Source organism: Niastella koreensis GR20-10 (assembly GCF_000246855.1).
Lineage (GTDB): Bacteria > Bacteroidota > Bacteroidia > Chitinophagales > Chitinophagaceae > Niastella > Niastella koreensis.
In genome coordinates this window covers 7893906-7911259 of sequence record NC_016609.1, presented here as the reverse complement: position 1 = coordinate 7911259, position 17354 = coordinate 7893906, and the positions used below count along the sequence as shown (strand labels likewise).

Below are 17354 nucleotides of genomic sequence, written 5' to 3'. Positions count from 1 at the left end.
CTTTTAAAGGGTGAGCCATCCTGTAAGGGTGACCACCCTATACCTGGCTTAATCGTTCTGCTGCCAGGGCCAGGGTTTCCTCTTTTTTGCCAAAACAAAAACGCACTACTTTATTATCGGTACCATTCTGGTAAAAAGCAGAAACGGGGATCACGGCCACTCCAAACTCTTTTGTAATGCGAATAGCAAAGTCTTTATCGCTTTCGTCGCTGATGCGATCGTACTGCGCGCATATAAAATAACTACCCTTACTATCCAGCATGGAGAACCGGGTATTTGTCATCAACTGCAAAAAGTAATCGCGCTTTTGTTGCAGAAAGGAACCCAGGGTTAAATAAGAATCTTTATTACGAAGAAACGTAGCCAACGCTACCTGAGAAGGGGTATGACAGCTAAAGCAGTTGAACTGGTGCACCTTGCGAAATTCCCGGGTAAAAGCGTCAGGCGCTACGGCGTAACCCAGTTTCCATCCGGTGCAATGATAGGTTTTACCAAAGGAGAAACATACAAAGCTGCGTTTGGCCAGATCGGGATAGCGTAAAATGGATTGGTGCTTTACATTATCAAACACAATATGTTCGTACACTTCATCGCTCAGGATTATTATGTTGGTGCCCTGGACCACCTCACGCAATTGTTGAATGTCGTCTTCCCCCAACACTGCGCCGGTAGGGTTGTGCGGCGAGTTAAGCATTATCATTTTTGTTTTGGGGGTAATGCGCTGGCGTACTTCGGCCCAATTGATCTTATACCCCGGAAACTGCAGATCGATGCGAACCGGTATGGCGCCATTCACCACAATGTTGGGAATATAACTATCGTAGCCCGGTTCAAAAACAATCACTTCATCGCCTGGTTGCAATACCGTTGTAAGCGCGGTATAAATAGCATAGGTGCCACCGGGGGTGATGGTGATCTGCGTACCGGGATTAACTTTCGTGTTATATAGAAATTCGATCTTTTCTGCTATGGCCTCCCGTAAAGGCATATAACCAGGCATAGGTGCATATTGGTTAAACCCGTTTTGCATGGCTTCTGTTACAAGCCCGGTGAGCTCCGCACTCATTGGAAAATCAGGAAATCCCTGACCCAGGTTTACTGCATTGTGTTCAGTAGCCAGGGCGCTCATTACCGTAAATATAGTTGTGCCTACCTGGGGTAATTTAGATTGGATTGATAGCTGGCTCAAGTTGACAATTTGAAATTGGTGGAGATTATTTTTTTCCTTTCAGCTGCTCCCTGGCTTTTGCCGGGAGGCTTGCCACGATCAGGTCGTATGAATCATCGATCCATTCTTTCAACAGGGAATTGTTTGCGCTACCATCAACAACAATGGTATTCCAGTGCTTTTTGTTCATATGGTATCCGGGCTGCACACAGTCGTACCGCTCCCGTAGTTCGATGGCTTTTTCGGGATCGCACTTCACATTAAACTGGAATGAATCGGAATTTAAAGAGCAGATCAGAAATATTTTACCACCAACTTTATACACAAGGGTTTCGACCCCAAAGGGAAAGGTTTCTTCAACCGCTGGTTTTGATAAACAATAGTCGCGTAATGATTCGATATCCATACATCTCAACTTTATTGTTTGATCTCGATACTGGCTGCATCCAGCAATTCTTCACCCGTCATTCGCAGGTATACCTGGGCGGCAGTAACCACATCTTTCTGGCAGTAACAAACAATGCGCTCCAGGTTTCTTTCCTTCCAGTATACTTCCCATACCATACTGCCATCAATATCATCTTTTGGCGTGGGAATGCCAAGTGTGGTGGCCAGCAGGTTCAATGAAGTAAAATTTTTATAATCGCCAAAGCGCCACAATTCCATGGTATCGAGGTGAGTTATTTCCCAGGGCTTCTTACCACGGGTATTGAGAATGCCGGGCAGCGGAATATTATGGATGATCATTCGCCGGCACAGAAAAGGAAAGTCAAATTCTTTTCCGTTGTGGGCGCACAGGCATTTATTGGCATCGGTTGCCCAGCGCTTCAGCATATCGGCAAACTGCAACAGGATCTCCCGCTCATCATCGCCGCAAAACGATTTTAACACCAGCTTTTTGGAAGGATGATAGCCCTGAATAATTCCGCAGGTTATACACACTACTTTACCAAACTCAGCATATATGCCCGCCCGGTTATAAATAGATTCAACTGTTTCTTCTTCCTTATTGCGAATTAAATAAGCAGCCTTCAGGTCCCAGAGGGCTTTCCATTCGGGCGCCATCTTATCATAGCTATCGTGTTGCGGAACTGTTTCTATGTCGAGAAAAAGAATATTGTTGAGTGTGACCATACCTAAAGGTACTTATCTCCCTTATTCCTTTTTATTTCTGCTACATATTCTTTGATGTCCTGCTCTTTTTCTCTTTTACAGATAAGCAGTACATCGTTGGTATCAACTACAATGAAATCTTCCATACCCTGTAGTACAACGAGTTTATCAGTGGGAGTTTGTATCATGCACCTGTGTGTGTCGAATACAATAACATTGCCGCCACCGGAGGCATTGTGCATGTAGTCCTTTTCCAGGTTTTCCCAGGCGCTGTTCCAGCTGCCGAGGTCGCTCCAGCCAAAGGAAGATGGAATAACGTATACGTTATCGGCTTTTTCCATGATGCCGAAGTCGATAGAGATATTTGTACAAAGCGGATAAATGCGTTGCAGTGCCGGGCCCTCTTCTGTTGTATTAAAATGTACTTTTTCAGCCTCGAACACATCATACATTTCGGGCAGGTATTTCTCGAACGCGGTAATGATATTTTTCACCTGCCAAACGAAGATACCGGCATTCCATAAAAACTCACCGGTAGCAATAAACATTTTGGCCTGTTCCAGGTTAGGCTTTTCGGTAAATGTCTTTACTTTATACACATTATCACTTACCGTTTGCTGTTCGTACTGGATATAACCATAACCGGTATTGGGATAAGTGGGTTTAATGCCAAGCGTTACCAGGGCATTGTGTTTGCCCACAAAACTGAGCGCTTCAAAACATACTTTATTAAACGCAACCGGATCGAGGATCAGGTGATCTGAAGGCGCAATGATCAGCGAAGCCTGCGGATCCAGCTGATATAATTTATAAGAGATATAGGCAATACAGGGGGCTGTATTTTTGCGCGAAGGTTCTCCCAGAATATTTTGCAGCGGCAATTGAGGCAATTGCTTTTTTACAATGTTTATATATTCATTGGAGGTAACAACATAAATGTTCTCAGCAGGAATAAAAGCAGCAAACCGGTCATAGGTAGTTTGTATAAGAGTTTTACCGGTATTCAGAATATCCAGGAACTGTTTGGGGTAATTGGTTCTGCTTGCAGGCCAGAAACGACTGCCTATACCGCCGGCCATTATTGCTACGTAAGTTTGTTTGTTCATTTTTTGTAAAGTTGTCCTTCGGCTACGCCCTGAGATTTAATAGGATTTTTCGTTAATGTGTAATTCCTTCCTAAACGAAAGATTGACAACATTATTGATAAAGTTACAATCTTGTTATATAATTTATTATACTAAATGAGGCCTTCCCTGATAAGATCGTGCAAATGAATGAAGCCCAGGTAGGCCCCTTCGCCCGTTACCACCACCAGTTGGTTGATATCGAACTTTCGCAAACGGTCCAGTGCTTCTACCGCCAACGCATCGGCCGTTATGGTTTTGGGATTCAGCGTCATAATTTCTTTAGCGGTAACGCTGTCCAGGGGAATATTCTTTTCAAGCATCCGGCGGAGATCACCATCGGTAATAATGCCCATCAGCTGGTTGTTAGCATCGATCACCGCCGTTGTGCCCAGCCGCTTTTTTGAGATCTCAACGATCACTTCTTTTAGTGAAGCCAGCTCGTTTACCTGAGGCCTTTCATTATTTACATACAACTCAGAAACCCGCAGGTATAATTTTTTACCCAACGTTCCACCAGGGTGAAACCGGGCAAAATCTTCGGAAGTAAACCCTCTCAATTCCATCAGGCTTACCGCTATAGCATCACCCATAACCAGCTGGGCCGTTGTGCTTGAGGTAGGCGCCAGGTTGTTTGGACAGGCTTCCTGCGATACGGTGGTGTTTAACACTATGCCCGATTGCCTGGCCAGGAAAGAGGCCATATTGCCTACCATACCAATGAGGGTATTGCCGAAGTTTTTAACCAGCGGTACCAATACTTTTATTTCAGGGCTTTCGCCACTTTTACTGATTACCATCACCACATCGTCCTGCTGAACCATACCCAGGTCGCCATGAATGGCATCGGCTGCATGTAAAAAAACAGCAGGTGTACCGGTTGAGTTTAATGTTGCCACCAGTTTCTGGGCAATCAATGCACTCTTACCAATACCACTAATAATCACCCGGCCTTTGGTTTCATAAATTGCTTTAACCGCACGTTCAAAATCATCGTTCACCATGGTTTGTAACGATGCAATAGCCTCTGCTTCCAACCCAATGGTTCGAAGCGCAACAGACTTAATATCAATGGCAGACAAAGTTGACATATTAAGGCGCAAACCTACTTGAAAATGTTAATTACACAAAGACTTATACCCACCTTTGACCTAAGACAGGCATTTTCAGAATTATAGCAATAACAACGCTGACTTTATTAAGTTAAGCACTTTAAAAGGAATCCTACTGTAGTATGATATAAAACAATGTTAACGACTTAAATATCACTTAAGTAGGTTTTTAAATATGATTTATTGACCATTAAAAGATTGGCATAACAACAAAAATGAATTAAATTCGCATCCCTTTACAAGATGCCTGTTACATCTTTATCCTAAATGGCCTGATTTTAAACCCATTCAACTGATCTGACGATTTGCTAACTAAAGGGCAACTTTAAGTATTTATTGTCGTTATAACAATCGGCAATTAACAGGCACATAAATAAATATTTTCTGAAACAATCTGTGCGAAGGAAACAATTTGAGCAATGTCAACCACATCAAAAAAAACGTCGTCTAAAACGGCAAAACTTCAGAAAGACACTACAGTAGCAAAGAAAAAAGCGTCAAACTCTTCTACTACTATCTCCAGCGCTTCCTTACATCAAGCACTTCAGGAGCAATTTGGATTCGATCATTTCAAGGGCAACCAGGAAGCCATTATAAAAACATTATTAGCAGGAAAAGATACGTTTGTAATTAAGCCTACCGGTGGCGGCAAAAGCTTGTGCTACCAGTTACCGGCCATCATGAGCGAAGGCGTTGCTATAATCATTAGCCCGCTTATTGCGTTGATGAAAAACCAGGTTGACCTGGTGCGGAGTTACAGTAGTAAAGATGATGTAGCGCATTTTCTTAACTCCACTTTAACAAAAAAGGAAATACGCGAGGTGCACGATGACCTGCTTAGCGGACGTACAAAGATGTTGTATGTAGCGCCCGAAACATTGACCAAGCAGGAAAACCTGGAGTTCTTCTCAGATCTGAAGCTTTCTTTTTTTGCGGTTGATGAAGCACACTGTATTTCTGAGTGGGGACATGATTTCCGCCCAGAATACAGAAGACTGCGTGAAATGATGACGCAGATCAATCCAGACATTCCGGTTATAGCCTTAACCGCCACAGCTACTCCTAAAGTACAAAGTGACATTATAAAGAACCTGGCTCTGAAAGACCCGGAGATCTATATTTCTTCTTTTAACCGCCCCAACCTGTATTACGAAATACAGCCCAAGATCAAGAAAGATCAAACGATCAAAAACATTGTGCGTTTCATTGTTTCAATGAAAGGCAAGAGCGGTATCATTTATACGTTGAACCGTAAAACAACTGAAGAGCTGGCCGACATGCTGATGGCCAATGGCATTAAAGCCGTTGCGTACCATGCCGGTTTAGACAGTAAGTTGCGCGCAGAACGCCAGGACCTCTTTTTAAATGAAGATGTTCAGGTGATTGTTGCCACCATCGCTTTTGGAATGGGGATCGACAAACCGGATATCCGTTTTGTAATTCACTTTAACATTCCCAAGAGCATTGAAAACTATTACCAGGAAACAGGCCGTGCAGGTCGTGATGGACTGGAAGGAAAATGTATTTTATACTATTCGCATAAAGACGTATCAAAGCTGGAGCATTTGATGCGCGACAAACCGCTTAGTGAACGTGAAGTTGGCGCTCAGTTGATCAGCGAAACAGTAGCCTATTCCGAAAGCGGTGTATGCCGCCGTAAGATTCTGATGAGCTATTTTGGAGAAGAATACTCCGAGCCTAATTGCGGACAATGCGATAACTGTTTACATCCGAAAGAACAGGTTGAAGCAAAAGATAACGTGGTGAAGGTGTTGAAGGCTATCAAAGCGCTTGATGAACGCTTTGCTGCAGACTACACTGTTAACATCATTATTGGGCGTTTAACCCCCAATATTGCCATGTACCGACATGAAAGCCTTCCTGAGTTTGCCATTGGTAACGACCAGCCAGACCATTACTGGAATTCATTGATCCGGCAAATGCTGCTGGAAGGTTTACTAAGCAAGGATATTGAAGAATATGGTGTATTAAAGATCACTAAGAATGGGGAAGCATTTGCCAAAAAGCCCAAATCGTTCAAGATTGTTCTGAACAATTTGTATGAAGAGGCGAATGCCGATGATGATGAAGGTTCTGAAGCTGCCACCGGCGCCGCGGCTGATGAAAAGCTGTTTGAAATGCTGAAGGAGCTGCGCCAGAAAGAAGCCAAGCGTAAATCACTGCCGCCGTTTGTGATCTTCCTGGAAACATCTTTGCAGGATATGGCTACCCTATACCCTACCAAACTCGAAGAGCTGGAAAAATGCTCAGGCGTAAGTAAGGGTAAAGCCCTTCGTTACGGCAAACCGTTTATTGAACTGGTTGCCCGCTACGTTGAGGAAAACAATATTGTTCGCCCCGATGATTTCGTAATGAAAAGCGTGGTGAACAAGAGCGGTAATAAAGTATACATTATTCAACAAACGGATAAAAAGATCCCGCTGGAGGTAATTGCTAAAAACAAGGGCTGGCGCATGGATGAAATGCTGGAAGAAATGGAAACCATTGCTGCCAGCGGCACCAAGCTTAACCTTGATTATGCCATTGCCGAAATGCTGGATGATAATGAGCAGGAAGAGATTTTAGAATATTTCAAAGGGTGCGAAACCTCCTCGCTGCAGTTAGCCCTGGAAGAACTGGCTGAACACAACTTTAACTGGGAGCAGTTAAAGATCATGCGTATCAAGTTCCTGGCACTTTACGGAATGTAATCACACTACATAAATTACTCAATCTGGAATGTATGCCCCGCCTTGCGGTGGCATACATTTTTTATTATATAGCCAGCCTGAGTTTGACAGGCATTCATCGAACATTAGGGAGCATTAATCGAAATAAGAGACAGATTTGATTCCGTCTTAATACTTTAGATTTCATAATCCCGTTTATGAGTAAGTAATAACTCCTAAACGCTAAAATTAAGATCCTAATGAAAACCATTGTATTGATGGGCGTTTCATGCCTGATGCTGGCAGGGGTGTATGGAGTAATGGATAAAGAGAGCGCAGTCAGCAAGGTATTTTCCTTTAACCAGGCCCATGGGGCAGCATCACCAATTGATGCCGGCGATAAGGATACAAACAACGGGTTAACAAACGGGCATACCGATCATAAAGCATCTACCTCAAAAACCCTCGACGACAGCCATTGGATCGATGATCCGCTGTTTGAAAAGGCTGTAGGTTCTGATCTAATCACAGATAATGAAGTAGACCTTCCCCAGTCACCATCGAATCCGGAAATTATTAAGCAAACCGCTCCCCGCCAGGAGACTTCTCCCCAGGCCAGTCCTGAGGTTAAGCAACTGATTTTGGAACTGGATGCGGATAGTACTGTTGGTAAGGTGCCGGTAGAATCAATTTAAAAGAAAGCATTTATATAAAGAGACTGCAATAAGGGCATGAATAATGAATAAGCCAATGAGCACCCCGAGCCGGGTGCTTTTTTATTGAAAAAAATTGGAATTCTTTTTGCGCATTTTGCTTGTTTATTCAGAATATCCCCTATTTTTGCAGCCCGATTTAGCCAAATAGGTAAAAATCGAAAAGGTGCGGTAGCTCAGTCGGTAGAGCAAAGGACTGAAAATCCTTGTGTCGGCGGTTCGATCCCGCCCCACACCACGAACAAGATCAAGCGGTTATGCAGAAATGTGTAATCGCTTTTTTCATGCCACTACAACAATACTGCGACATTGGATTATAAATTCATACTGAACTATTAAATGGATCAGATTGAAAAATTGGGGGATTTAGAAGAGCCTTCCCACGCCGGATAGGCAGGCAAAACGCTTCACTCTCTGTTCTCAGTACCCCACTATATTCGCAGCCTGATATAAGTCATCAATTTCGAACTTTGATGCGTAAGTAGCGAACTTTGACGCGTAAGTAACCAACCTTTTACTGTAGATCTTAAACTTTTGCGCCCATGTTTAAAAGTAAACGCTCCAGGTTCGCTACTTGTGCTCTGAAGTTGTGCAAATAGCCTCAAATTCGCAACAAATGCCATAATGTTCAGCGTTAATGAGTCATAGTCAGTTGGAAATGCGGTATAATAAGCAACTTATGTCGAAAAGTTCGCAACAATGGCATAAGTTCGCAACTTTTGCCCGAACGTTTACAATAAGATTAGAAAAATCAGTCATTCTATGGGAGAAGTATGGAATTTTTGCTGAAAAGTTCGCAACAACAATATTTGCACATACCTCTTCAAATCCCCCGATTTTTTCACTTGATCCTATTAAATCCTGTCCTTGTAACAAATCAATTGATGACCCGCTTGACATTATCACAGCCTATACAGCACAGTTTAATGCTGGGTTCATGAAATGCTTATTTCAAAAATGTTAAAGAATTAGAACTGTTTTTAACGCAGCCCGACATCACAAAAAGGATACAATATTAGGTTTACTACGCAATGTTCTTGAGGCTCATATTCGCTTTAAATCTTACAGGCAATTGGCTCACACAGCGGGCAGCCACCAAACTTTTGGAACGCTGATAGCGGCAATTGATAATCATGGAATAGTATTTAGAGATAATGTAAACCGAGCAACTACACCAATACCATATACAGGGCGATTGAATTTATGTCCCGTTAAATCAGATGCCGCCACCCCAATCGGGGTCGCATACTTCCAGCAGTTCTATTACATCGGCATTGTAACGGTGTTGCTGGCATTGGCCATAACATCCAGCATGGTATCGGCGCCGGCAACCATTTGCAAATCACCCCTTGCAGCACCATTGGCAGTATAGGCGGGTAAATCAATAAACCAATTGCCATTGGGTTCTTTTATGAAGGTGTGGGTTTGCATATACATTTAAGATTACGTGAAGTAAAATTAAATACATTGCTATTCTCTATGAAAACTTAAAATCATATTTTGTGTATATGAGTACAACATCACAGGATTTCAGCCTTATAAAATCTTTTGTAGACAAATATTTTGATTTTATGGATGGATTGGGCGAGAATGTTGATTCAACTGAATATATACCCGCCATCATGATTGACCCTAACAGAAAGGGAGACGAATACAGTAGTTACTGGTTAGCTATTGCCAGCACGGTTACCGATGCAGAAATAGGCGAACTGGAAGCGCTGCTACAGCACCCACTGCCTGATTCCTTTAAATTTCTGCTGAAGTACCGGCACTTTATAGATTTATACCCGGGCGAAGAGGGGTTTAAGTTTTTTGGCAACATGCCGCAGCGACTGGTACAAACCTATAAAAAGAACATTGACATACGATACAAAAAAGCATTGGAAAGAAATTACCTGCCGTTTGCCCACTTTATGGATATCGGTGTTCTTTGTTTCGATGCCAATGCAAAAGTAGCAAACAATGACTACCCTATTGTACTTCTAAAAAATCGTAAAGAAGGTTATAATGAGCAGGAATTTTATGCCAACAACTTCCTGGAAATGTTTAAAGCCTTTGACGCCGAATTAGACGATTTGATAAAAGCCAACCTGAACGATAATTAAATATTCAACCAAACAATCAGGCGAATTAAAGGTTTCTTTTTATAACAATGGGTTATTGCAATAGAAGCATTAATGGTTTATTAACGGTTTTGTGATATAATGATTTACATGATTAAGGGGAACCAATGACCGAACACCACGAAGAAATGTCACAGCAATGTGGCCTTTATTCATTATGTCAATGTCAACCTTTACTGAATTATTTTTATCTGTTCTACAACATAATTATGTACAGACTTATCATAGTATCCATAGTACTGATTATTCCCTATGGAAAATTGATTGGTAGCTTTAAGATCATTGTCTTTGCCCTCCATGTAATTTTTAATCTGATCCGGCACAGAAACCGGTGCGCGCCCCCGCACATTTTTTAAACTTTGCGGATCAAGTAAAATTTTAAAAGAAGTCGTAGTGTAATAGCGCGCATTGGCTTTGGTATATCCGGGAATGCCAGGCCTGTAATAAGTAACAGGGTTCCAGACAGTGATCGTGCTTGTGGGTGTGGTGCGAGTCGCATAGTCGGTAGACCCGGTCCGCACGGTCTGCTGCGACTGCTGCCAACCAGTGCCACCTACGTCTGGGATATGATCATATGTGCCTGCCGTTAAGATCAGTTGTCCATTATTATTCTCGCAGACCATCAGCCCCTCGGTACCGTGGTTGAACACCTTAATCAGCTTTTTTACATCCGTAATATCTTTTGTAAACGATTTCTTACCATAGCGCCTTTCAGAATTCGGTCCATCAGCAAACAGATCCAATGCAGCATCATCATTGATCTCTATTTTTTCCAGCATAGCACCGCTGTTCACATCATTGACTACGATGCGGATGGTTTTTTTATTCAAAACAAGGGAAAATAAACGCTCTCCTTTCAGGAAAGAACTTACATATACCTTTCCTTTTTCATCTTTGGGGATCAATGCTGAATAATCTATTTTTTTCTCTTGCAGGGTCAGGTCCGGTATCGAAATAGATACAAGATGCGCAGGGTTGTCGCCGTCATTGATCACAAACGTCAATTTATCCGGTTGTGTGAACAGTTTTGCAAAGTGTATTGAATTGGACAGATCGGGATATTCTCCGCTTCTCATGAGCTTTGTTGAGGCAAGATAATCTTCCAGTTTATTCCTATGCCTGCTTGCCTCTTCCGGAATAGGAAAAGGTACGCTTTTTTGAGTCAGTTCACCAGCCGCATTCACTACGGAAAGATTCAGCGTTCCGGCCTTATTATTCGTGGTAAGGGCATAAAACTTATTATTATCGCTGAAGGCAATCAGCGGGCTTTCTCCTTTAGGAATATCGATCAATTTCTTATGGCTGACTGCCTTAGCGTCAAAATCAACCGTTTCCATTACATATGTTTTGTCGTAAAAGGAATAAAAAAAATTATACTGATGGCCGTTGGTTGTACCTCCGGTGTATTCATTGAAATTATTTGAACTAAAAACCGATGCGTCTTTATTGGAGTTGATCTTCGACACTGTTTTAAAATTCTGATCCAGCAATACATACTCTACCTTCTTATTATCCTTAAATACCAACGAAAATGCATTATTGGCCGGATCGTCAAGAAAATATGTGTCATATTCGAAGTCTGCAAGTAACTTCTTTTCGAATTCAAACGGATAGCTTAAGACCTTCTTTTGCGCATAGCCTGATGATAGTGCAAAGCAGGCTGCGAAAAGCAACATGGAACGGGTTGACATTTTCGGGGTTTTAGAGGTAATTTTAAGCAAGTATACAAAAAAAAGATATTATCATCTTCTGCAAAAAGCCACAATAAGCCCCTTGGCGGTTCAATCCCGTTTTAAATGACAACAGACCTGAACCAATAGCTGATCCAGATCTGTTTTATGCTTTAAGATATCAGGTAAATATCTATGGACAATCCATTTCCCAATCCCAGGCAGTGCCGCTGCCCAGGCAACCACTAACCACTACAGTTATGGTTTTGCCATCTGAGGGATTATAGGGAAAAGATAACGTACTACTTTTTCCTACAAAACCCGGTAATGCGGTGCTGCAATTGCTAAGCGGTGGAAAGCGTTCGCTCCCAATTGTCATTTTTAATAATTCAATGTTACAGCAATTCTATAGTATAGAAAACGGTGTTATCACCCAATCAAAATGCGTATCACATACGTACCAGTCATTCGAAAAGCAGGCAAACTTAATTTGGAATCCGCTATGAAGAGGTCTAACTTACGTTTAGCCTAACTAACCCCTCGTATTGCGAACTCACCCTTACGCAACCAGTTTTATTATGGGTAGTACTTACCATATTGATTGACTCCTCAACCCGCCACTACCGTAGCCATTCAGCCCGCACCTTATTTATCAACTTCCACATTATTATTTATTCATCACTAAAAATGAAGGTTTATGTCATTCAACTTATTTGATTCCGTAAGAGGGTTTCTGAGCAATGATGTCATTGACAATGCCAGTAATGTTTTAGGTGAGAGTGAAGGCAACATGCAGAAAGCAGTATCTGGAGCAATTCCTGCGGTATTAACCGGCATTATGGATAAAGCCAGTTCGGGTGACGCAGGAAACCTCCTTAGAATGGCTAAAGAAACTTTTAACAGCGGCATGCTTTCCAATATAGGCCGTTTTTTTACCGACAATAATTTAATCGGCAGAGGAACAGAATTTTTGAAAGGAATTTTTGGCGACCGCCTGAATAATGTTTCCAGCATGATTGCCAATTACGCAGGCATTAAATCCAGTTCGGCAACGGCTTTGCTGAGTGCAATTGCACCTGCCGCCCTGGGTGCATTAGGCAGTCATGCCAGTTCAACCAACATGAACACGGCCGGCTTTCTTACCTTTCTTAACAATCAAAAAGAAAACATTTTGAATGCGGTTCCATCCGGGTTGAACCTGGCCGGCGCCCTTGGCCTGAGTAGCCTGGGAAGCATCGGGAGCAGATTAAATAATGCCTTATCGGGCATTAGCGGGTCTGTTAAAAGCACCGCAGCAAATCTTACAAGCACACCTAAAAAAACCAACTGGTTTGTTCCGGCTTTATTAGCCCTGGCGCTTATTGCGCTTATCTGGCTTTTTATGGGCAAAAGAGGTAACAGGGAAGAAAACATGCAATCAAGTATTAACATGCGTCCCGACTCTGCCATTGCTTCTGCTGCGCCCGCCAACCGCCCTGCTACCCGGGCATCGATCATGGTACAATTACCCAATGGCACAGAGATCAATGCTTATAAGGGTGGCATAGAAGATCAGCTGGTAAAGTATTTAAACGACCCATCACAAAAAGTTGATAAAACAACCTGGTTCGATTTTGATAATGTGAATTTTGAAACCGGCAGCGCTACTATTATGCCTGAAAGCATGACACAAATAAAAAACATCGCTGTTATCCTGAAAGCATTTCCAAATGCTGTAATAAAGATCGGTGGCTACACAGATAAAACAGGCGATGAAAGCAATAACATGAAACTATCGCAATCAAGAGCAGACGCTGTATTGACGGCACTAAAAGAAAATGGGGTGCCAGCATCCCAGCTTGCAGGCGCTGAAGGTTACGGTTCACAGTTTGCAAAGCTAGCGGCCGATGCTTCTGATGAAGAAAGAAAAACAGACAGAAGGATGGCAGTGAATGTACGGCGCAAATAATTCTCTAAAATGAAGCCACCACCGGCGGCGGCGCTACAAGTTTGTTTAAAATCAGGTAACATATGAGCAAGATTAGATTTTCAGGAACGCTTTTATTCGTTTTCATAACGCTGTTTTCCCTATATGCCTGCGGGCCAAAAGATAGCAATATTCAGGCAGCGGTAGAAACGGCTATTAAGAACAACGCTGCGGTAACCGGCATATCTGCCAGCGTACAGGATGGGGTTGTTACGCTTTCGGGAGAATGTAAAGATGAAGCCAGTAAATCGGCTGTTGAGGCGGAAGCAGCTAAAGTAAAAGGGGTTAAGAGGGTGGTCAATAATTGTACAATTACTCCGCCACCAATGCAGCAGCAGGCCCCGGTAACCATATCCCCGGACGATACATTGAGTAAAAATGTAAAAGATGCCATCGCGGGTTACCCGGGAGTAAACGCAACTGTGACTGATGGAGTAGTTACACTCACAGGCGAGATCAAACGGGCCAATCTTCAAAAACTGATGATGAGCCTGCAATCATTGCATCCTAAAAAAATAAACAATAAGCTTACCATTAAATAAAAGGAGGGTCCAACTATGGCATTACAGGATAAATACCTGGAATTACTGAGTACAGCAAAAAATGTTGGCATTACCAACTTACAGGTACGGGAGCAGGATAATGTATTGTATATTGATGGTGAGGCCCCGAGCGGTACGGCAAAGGATACTTTGTGGAACATCTATGGCAAAATTGATCCTGACTACCGGTCAGGTGATGTGGTAATGAATGTAAATGTTTCTACTATGACACCGGGAGGAAAGGCAATGGTAACCACTGATAAATCGAACCTGAATATCAGAAAAGGGCCAGGAACCGATCAGCCAATTGTGGGTAAAGCAGCGCATCATGAAATTGTTACCCTGGTTAGCAAAACCAATGAACAATGGTGGCTTATCAGAACTGATGCGGGCGAGGAAGGGTATGCTTATGCACAATACTTGTCACCCCAAAGTTGAAAGTACCCATAACAAAGAATGATTTCCGGTGCAAAAAACCATCCTGACGTGTCGGGATGGTTTTTTTGGTTAGGAAAAGTATAATGTATGTGAATTAATACTTACTATCCTTTAATTTTAAATCTGGCCATCCAAACATTACTTGAAAACAGCCATTTATATCCTGGGTTCCCTGATTGCCTACCTGCTTTGTGTAGCCACCTACCTGATGCTGCATATGGCTATTGAATAGCGTTGGGGTTATCTGCCTTTACCAGCATTTTATGTACTACGTTGGCAATGCCATAGGAAGCCCGGCCTGTGAGAAACAGAATTAAGACAAGAATAAGAACTGCAGCCATGTTGGTAGGTGTTAGATTATAATATTACCAATTTGCTTTGGAACTACCATGTTAAGAGAAACCTAATTATTAAGCAGGATGGCTGGCGTTACGCCGCCATCGTTACCGACGCCCCGGAGAAAATACCCGCCTTCGTCAAGACTTCGGCGGGTAATAGCGGAGAGCAAAGGAATCGAACCTTCATCCCGTTGTTAAACGAGAAACATCTTAGCAGGATGCCACAGCAAACCAGTATCTGTCTACTCTCCAAAAAATATCTCATATCACGCGGACATCGTCCGTGCGCCGACGCCAAAATTCTGGCGCAAGCGTCCGAAGCTCGCCTACTCCACCGGCTGGCGGATACTGCGAGCGAAGGCGGAAGGTACAGGACTCGAACCTGTAAACGTTATTACACGTACGGCAGTTTTCAAGACTGCTGCATTACCAATTATGCTAACCTTCCATTGAGAGCAGGATGGGAATTAAACCCATATTGAATTGGTTTTGCAGACCAATCTCCATGTCAGTATTGAGTACCTGCTCTTGTTATTACTATTGCCTATTACCGTTAGGCATAGCAGTAGCCCCTGAGAGATTCGAACTCACACCGTATCCCGACTAAAGTCGGGACGCCTCTCCCGTTGGGCTAAAGGGCTAAAATCAAAAAGCCCCTCAGGTGCTTGACCTGAAGGGCTTTAGTGCGTTTATTAAAGTGTATTTTTATCTATCAACTTTATTCGCGAACATATAACTGCCTTTCAGCTCGTTGCTATAACAACTGAGCGAGCCTGACAGTAAATATGAATTAGTGCGAATCATAGTGCAAAGCTAAAGAAAGTTTCCAAATAACAAAACACTCTCAACAATTATTTCTTACGGTAATGGCACCAACTGAAATTGGGTATGCAAATCGCCAACATAATCCCATTGCTTTATCAATGCACCGTTACTCTGACTGGCGCCGGCCACATTCATACAAAGTCCGCTGTGGCGGGCAATGATCTTATAGTAACCACCACCTACAGGAATAAGCGCAAACTCATCATTATAGATGCTGTCGGCACCATAATTATATTGTTTTACCAATCCCCCTACTGCCGTGGAAACACCCTGCACATTCATGCCCAGGCCACTGTGCACATTTATAAACTTGTAATACCCGGATGTTCCGGTTTGTGTAAGGTTCCATTCATCGTTCGGCAAATTGCCTGTACCGGAAGTATAATCCCATTGTACAATATCCGCACCGGCAGCTGTTGATGCATTATATACGGTGAGCACCTTGCCGCTGTGGCGGGCCACCACTTTATATTTTCCATCAGGCACCTGGGCTGTTGGCGCGGGTCCAAACAATGGCTTGGTAAACTGGCTGCTCACATCGGTTTCATAGCCGGTGTTATTCCAGGGTGAAAAAGTTTTTACCGTTACATCGTCATTGGTTACCGAAAATTTCATGAGGCGTATTTTACCTGCGCCACCGGTGGTAGCACGGCCCTGGTAATCGCTCACATACGTACGAATGGTGTGGCCGTTGTAGGTGTCCTCGCGATACGCTTCTCCTTTTTGCAGATCGGGTAAGGAAGCATCGCCGGTAACGTGACCACCCAATATCATAAATACATTGTCACAGCCTTTCAGCCGGTTCCAGATGCGATAACCCTGTCTGCCCCAGGCCCCGGTTGGCGCCTGTGCTGCATAATGAGTTACAATAATTGCTTTTCGCGATGCATTCGTTGTGCACAGGTTATACGCCCAGTCGTTTAATAAAGTGCTTTGTTCATTCAAATGATCGTACTCCAGGTAAATAACAATGAAATCCACTCCGCCTGCCGAGAACAGATCATAATGGCTGTTGTTGTTATTACTTCCTGATCCAGCCAGGTTGCCGCCATAATATGGTTTCGCAGCAAAGTGGTTCCTGCCAAAATACTGGTTATATTTTGTAGTGGTGGCGGTAAGAATGGAAGTATTCACCGGCGTTTGATCATGGTTACCAACCGCCAATCCATATGGAATGCCATCCGGCTCCAGGCGGTAATAGCCATTGGTAGCTGCCTCCGTCCATTCGCTGGCGTAAGCGGACTCATCGCCATGCTCAACAATATCTCCCACCCCAACTACATAAGCAATATTCATAGCCGTTTTATTGGCTTTGATCCAATCAATTTGTGCGGTGAACATGGCATAGGTGGCGCCAAAATAACCCGACATATAATTCTGCGTATCGGGCATTACCACAATGGTAAAATCACCGGCAGCCAGGGCTTCTGTTTTGACAGTTTTTCCGGTGTCTGTTTCATTTTCAGTTAATGATTTGGTAGTACAGGAAAGGCCGCAGCATAAAAATGCTGCAATGCCCAGTTTGTTAATTCTTTTCATAGTAAGTGTTTGGT

15 protein-coding genes and 3 tRNA genes are annotated in these 17354 nt (G+C 43.1%); 7 read left to right on the top strand and 11 right to left on the bottom strand.

Annotated features, from left to right (window positions below):
- Positions 1-37: 37 nt before the first annotated feature.
- From NIAKO_RS31550 to NIAKO_RS31530, 5 genes are all read right to left on the bottom strand, one after another.
- Positions 38-1189, bottom strand: a complete 1152-nt coding sequence (locus NIAKO_RS31550) for a methionine aminotransferase (RefSeq protein WP_014222547.1) — start codon at positions 1187-1189, stop codon at positions 38-40.
- Positions 1190-1214: 25 nt separating this feature from the next.
- Positions 1215-1574 (bottom strand): MmcQ/YjbR family DNA-binding protein, encoded by a 360-nt coding sequence (locus NIAKO_RS31545; protein WP_014222546.1) that lies wholly within the window; start codon positions 1572-1574, stop codon positions 1215-1217.
- Between the two features lie 11 nt (positions 1575-1585).
- Complete coding sequence (locus NIAKO_RS31540; RefSeq protein WP_014222545.1) at positions 1586-2302, bottom strand: 3'-5' exonuclease; 717 nt, start codon at positions 2300-2302, stop codon at positions 1586-1588.
- A 2-nt stretch (positions 2303-2304) separates the two neighbouring features.
- Positions 2305-3387: a mannose-1-phosphate guanylyltransferase gene (locus tag NIAKO_RS31535; protein ID WP_014222544.1), complete on the bottom strand. Its 1083-nt coding sequence runs from the start codon at positions 3385-3387 to the stop codon at positions 2305-2307.
- A 131-nt stretch (positions 3388-3518) separates the two neighbouring features.
- Positions 3519-4496 carry a KpsF/GutQ family sugar-phosphate isomerase gene (locus tag NIAKO_RS31530; protein WP_014222542.1) on the bottom strand — a complete coding sequence of 326 codons (978 nt, stop codon included), beginning with the start codon at positions 4494-4496 and terminating at the stop codon, positions 3519-3521.
- Between the two features lie 440 nt (positions 4497-4936).
- Here NIAKO_RS31530 and recQ point away from each other — a divergent pair, with 440 nt between their 5' ends.
- The 3 genes from recQ to NIAKO_RS31515 all read left to right on the top strand — a co-directional run bounded on the left by recQ (position 4937) and on the right by NIAKO_RS31515 (position 8137).
- On the top strand, positions 4937-7228 hold the full coding sequence (recQ, locus tag NIAKO_RS31525) for a DNA helicase RecQ (RefSeq protein WP_014222541.1): 2292 nt from the start codon (positions 4937-4939) through the stop codon (positions 7226-7228).
- Positions 7229-7446: 218 nt separating this feature from the next.
- A complete protein-coding gene (locus tag NIAKO_RS31520; protein ID WP_014222540.1) occupies positions 7447-7881 on the top strand; it encodes a hypothetical protein in 435 nt (144 codons plus the stop codon).
- Between the two features lie 183 nt (positions 7882-8064).
- Positions 8065-8137, top strand: a tRNA-Phe gene (locus tag NIAKO_RS31515).
- Positions 8138-9162: 1025 nt separating this feature from the next.
- Here the strand turns inward: NIAKO_RS31515 and NIAKO_RS38835 are convergent.
- On the bottom strand, positions 9163-9330 hold the full coding sequence (locus tag NIAKO_RS38835; protein ID WP_014222537.1) for a DUF6717 family protein: 168 nt from the start codon (positions 9328-9330) through the stop codon (positions 9163-9165).
- 77 nt (positions 9331-9407) lie between these two features.
- Between NIAKO_RS38835 and NIAKO_RS31505 the strand changes: the two genes are divergently transcribed.
- Positions 9408-10004: an SMI1/KNR4 family protein gene (locus NIAKO_RS31505; protein ID WP_014222536.1), complete on the top strand. Its 597-nt coding sequence runs from the start codon at positions 9408-9410 to the stop codon at positions 10002-10004.
- A gap of 191 nt (positions 10005-10195) precedes the next feature.
- Here NIAKO_RS31505 and NIAKO_RS31500 read toward each other — a convergent pair whose 3' ends face one another.
- Both NIAKO_RS31500 and NIAKO_RS31495 read right to left on the bottom strand, forming a co-directional pair.
- Positions 10196-11713 (bottom strand): hypothetical protein, encoded by a 1518-nt coding sequence (locus tag NIAKO_RS31500; protein WP_014222535.1) that lies wholly within the window; start codon positions 11711-11713, stop codon positions 10196-10198.
- A gap of 172 nt (positions 11714-11885) precedes the next feature.
- Positions 11886-12071 (bottom strand): hypothetical protein, encoded by a 186-nt coding sequence (locus tag NIAKO_RS31495; protein ID WP_041347537.1) that lies wholly within the window; start codon positions 12069-12071, stop codon positions 11886-11888.
- Between the two features lie 318 nt (positions 12072-12389).
- Between NIAKO_RS31495 and NIAKO_RS31490 the strand changes: the two genes are divergently transcribed.
- The 3 genes from NIAKO_RS31490 (at position 12390) to NIAKO_RS31480 (ending at position 14638) form a co-directional block, all read left to right on the top strand.
- The gene (locus tag NIAKO_RS31490; RefSeq protein WP_014222534.1) at positions 12390-13640 is read left to right on the top strand and encodes an OmpA family protein; all 1251 of its coding nucleotides are present in this window, start codon (positions 12390-12392) and stop codon (positions 13638-13640) included.
- A 62-nt stretch (positions 13641-13702) separates the two neighbouring features.
- Positions 13703-14200 carry a BON domain-containing protein gene (locus tag NIAKO_RS31485; RefSeq protein WP_014222533.1) on the top strand — a complete coding sequence of 166 codons (498 nt, stop codon included), beginning with the start codon at positions 13703-13705 and terminating at the stop codon, positions 14198-14200.
- Positions 14201-14215: 15 nt separating this feature from the next.
- Positions 14216-14638 (top strand): SH3 domain-containing protein, encoded by a 423-nt coding sequence (locus NIAKO_RS31480; RefSeq protein ID WP_014222532.1) that lies wholly within the window; start codon positions 14216-14218, stop codon positions 14636-14638.
- Between the two features lie 699 nt (positions 14639-15337).
- Here the strand turns inward: NIAKO_RS31480 and NIAKO_RS31475 are convergent.
- The 3 genes from NIAKO_RS31475 to NIAKO_RS31465 all read right to left on the bottom strand — a co-directional run bounded on the left by NIAKO_RS31475 (position 15338) and on the right by NIAKO_RS31465 (position 17340).
- A tRNA-Ser gene (locus NIAKO_RS31475) sits at positions 15338-15424 on the bottom strand.
- Positions 15425-15542: 118 nt separating this feature from the next.
- Positions 15543-15617: transfer RNA gene (locus tag NIAKO_RS31470), tRNA-OTHER, on the bottom strand.
- A 217-nt stretch (positions 15618-15834) separates the two neighbouring features.
- Complete coding sequence (locus tag NIAKO_RS31465) at positions 15835-17340, bottom strand: RICIN domain-containing protein (RefSeq protein WP_014222530.1); 1506 nt, start codon at positions 17338-17340, stop codon at positions 15835-15837.
- Between the last annotated feature and the right edge of the window lie 14 nt (positions 17341-17354).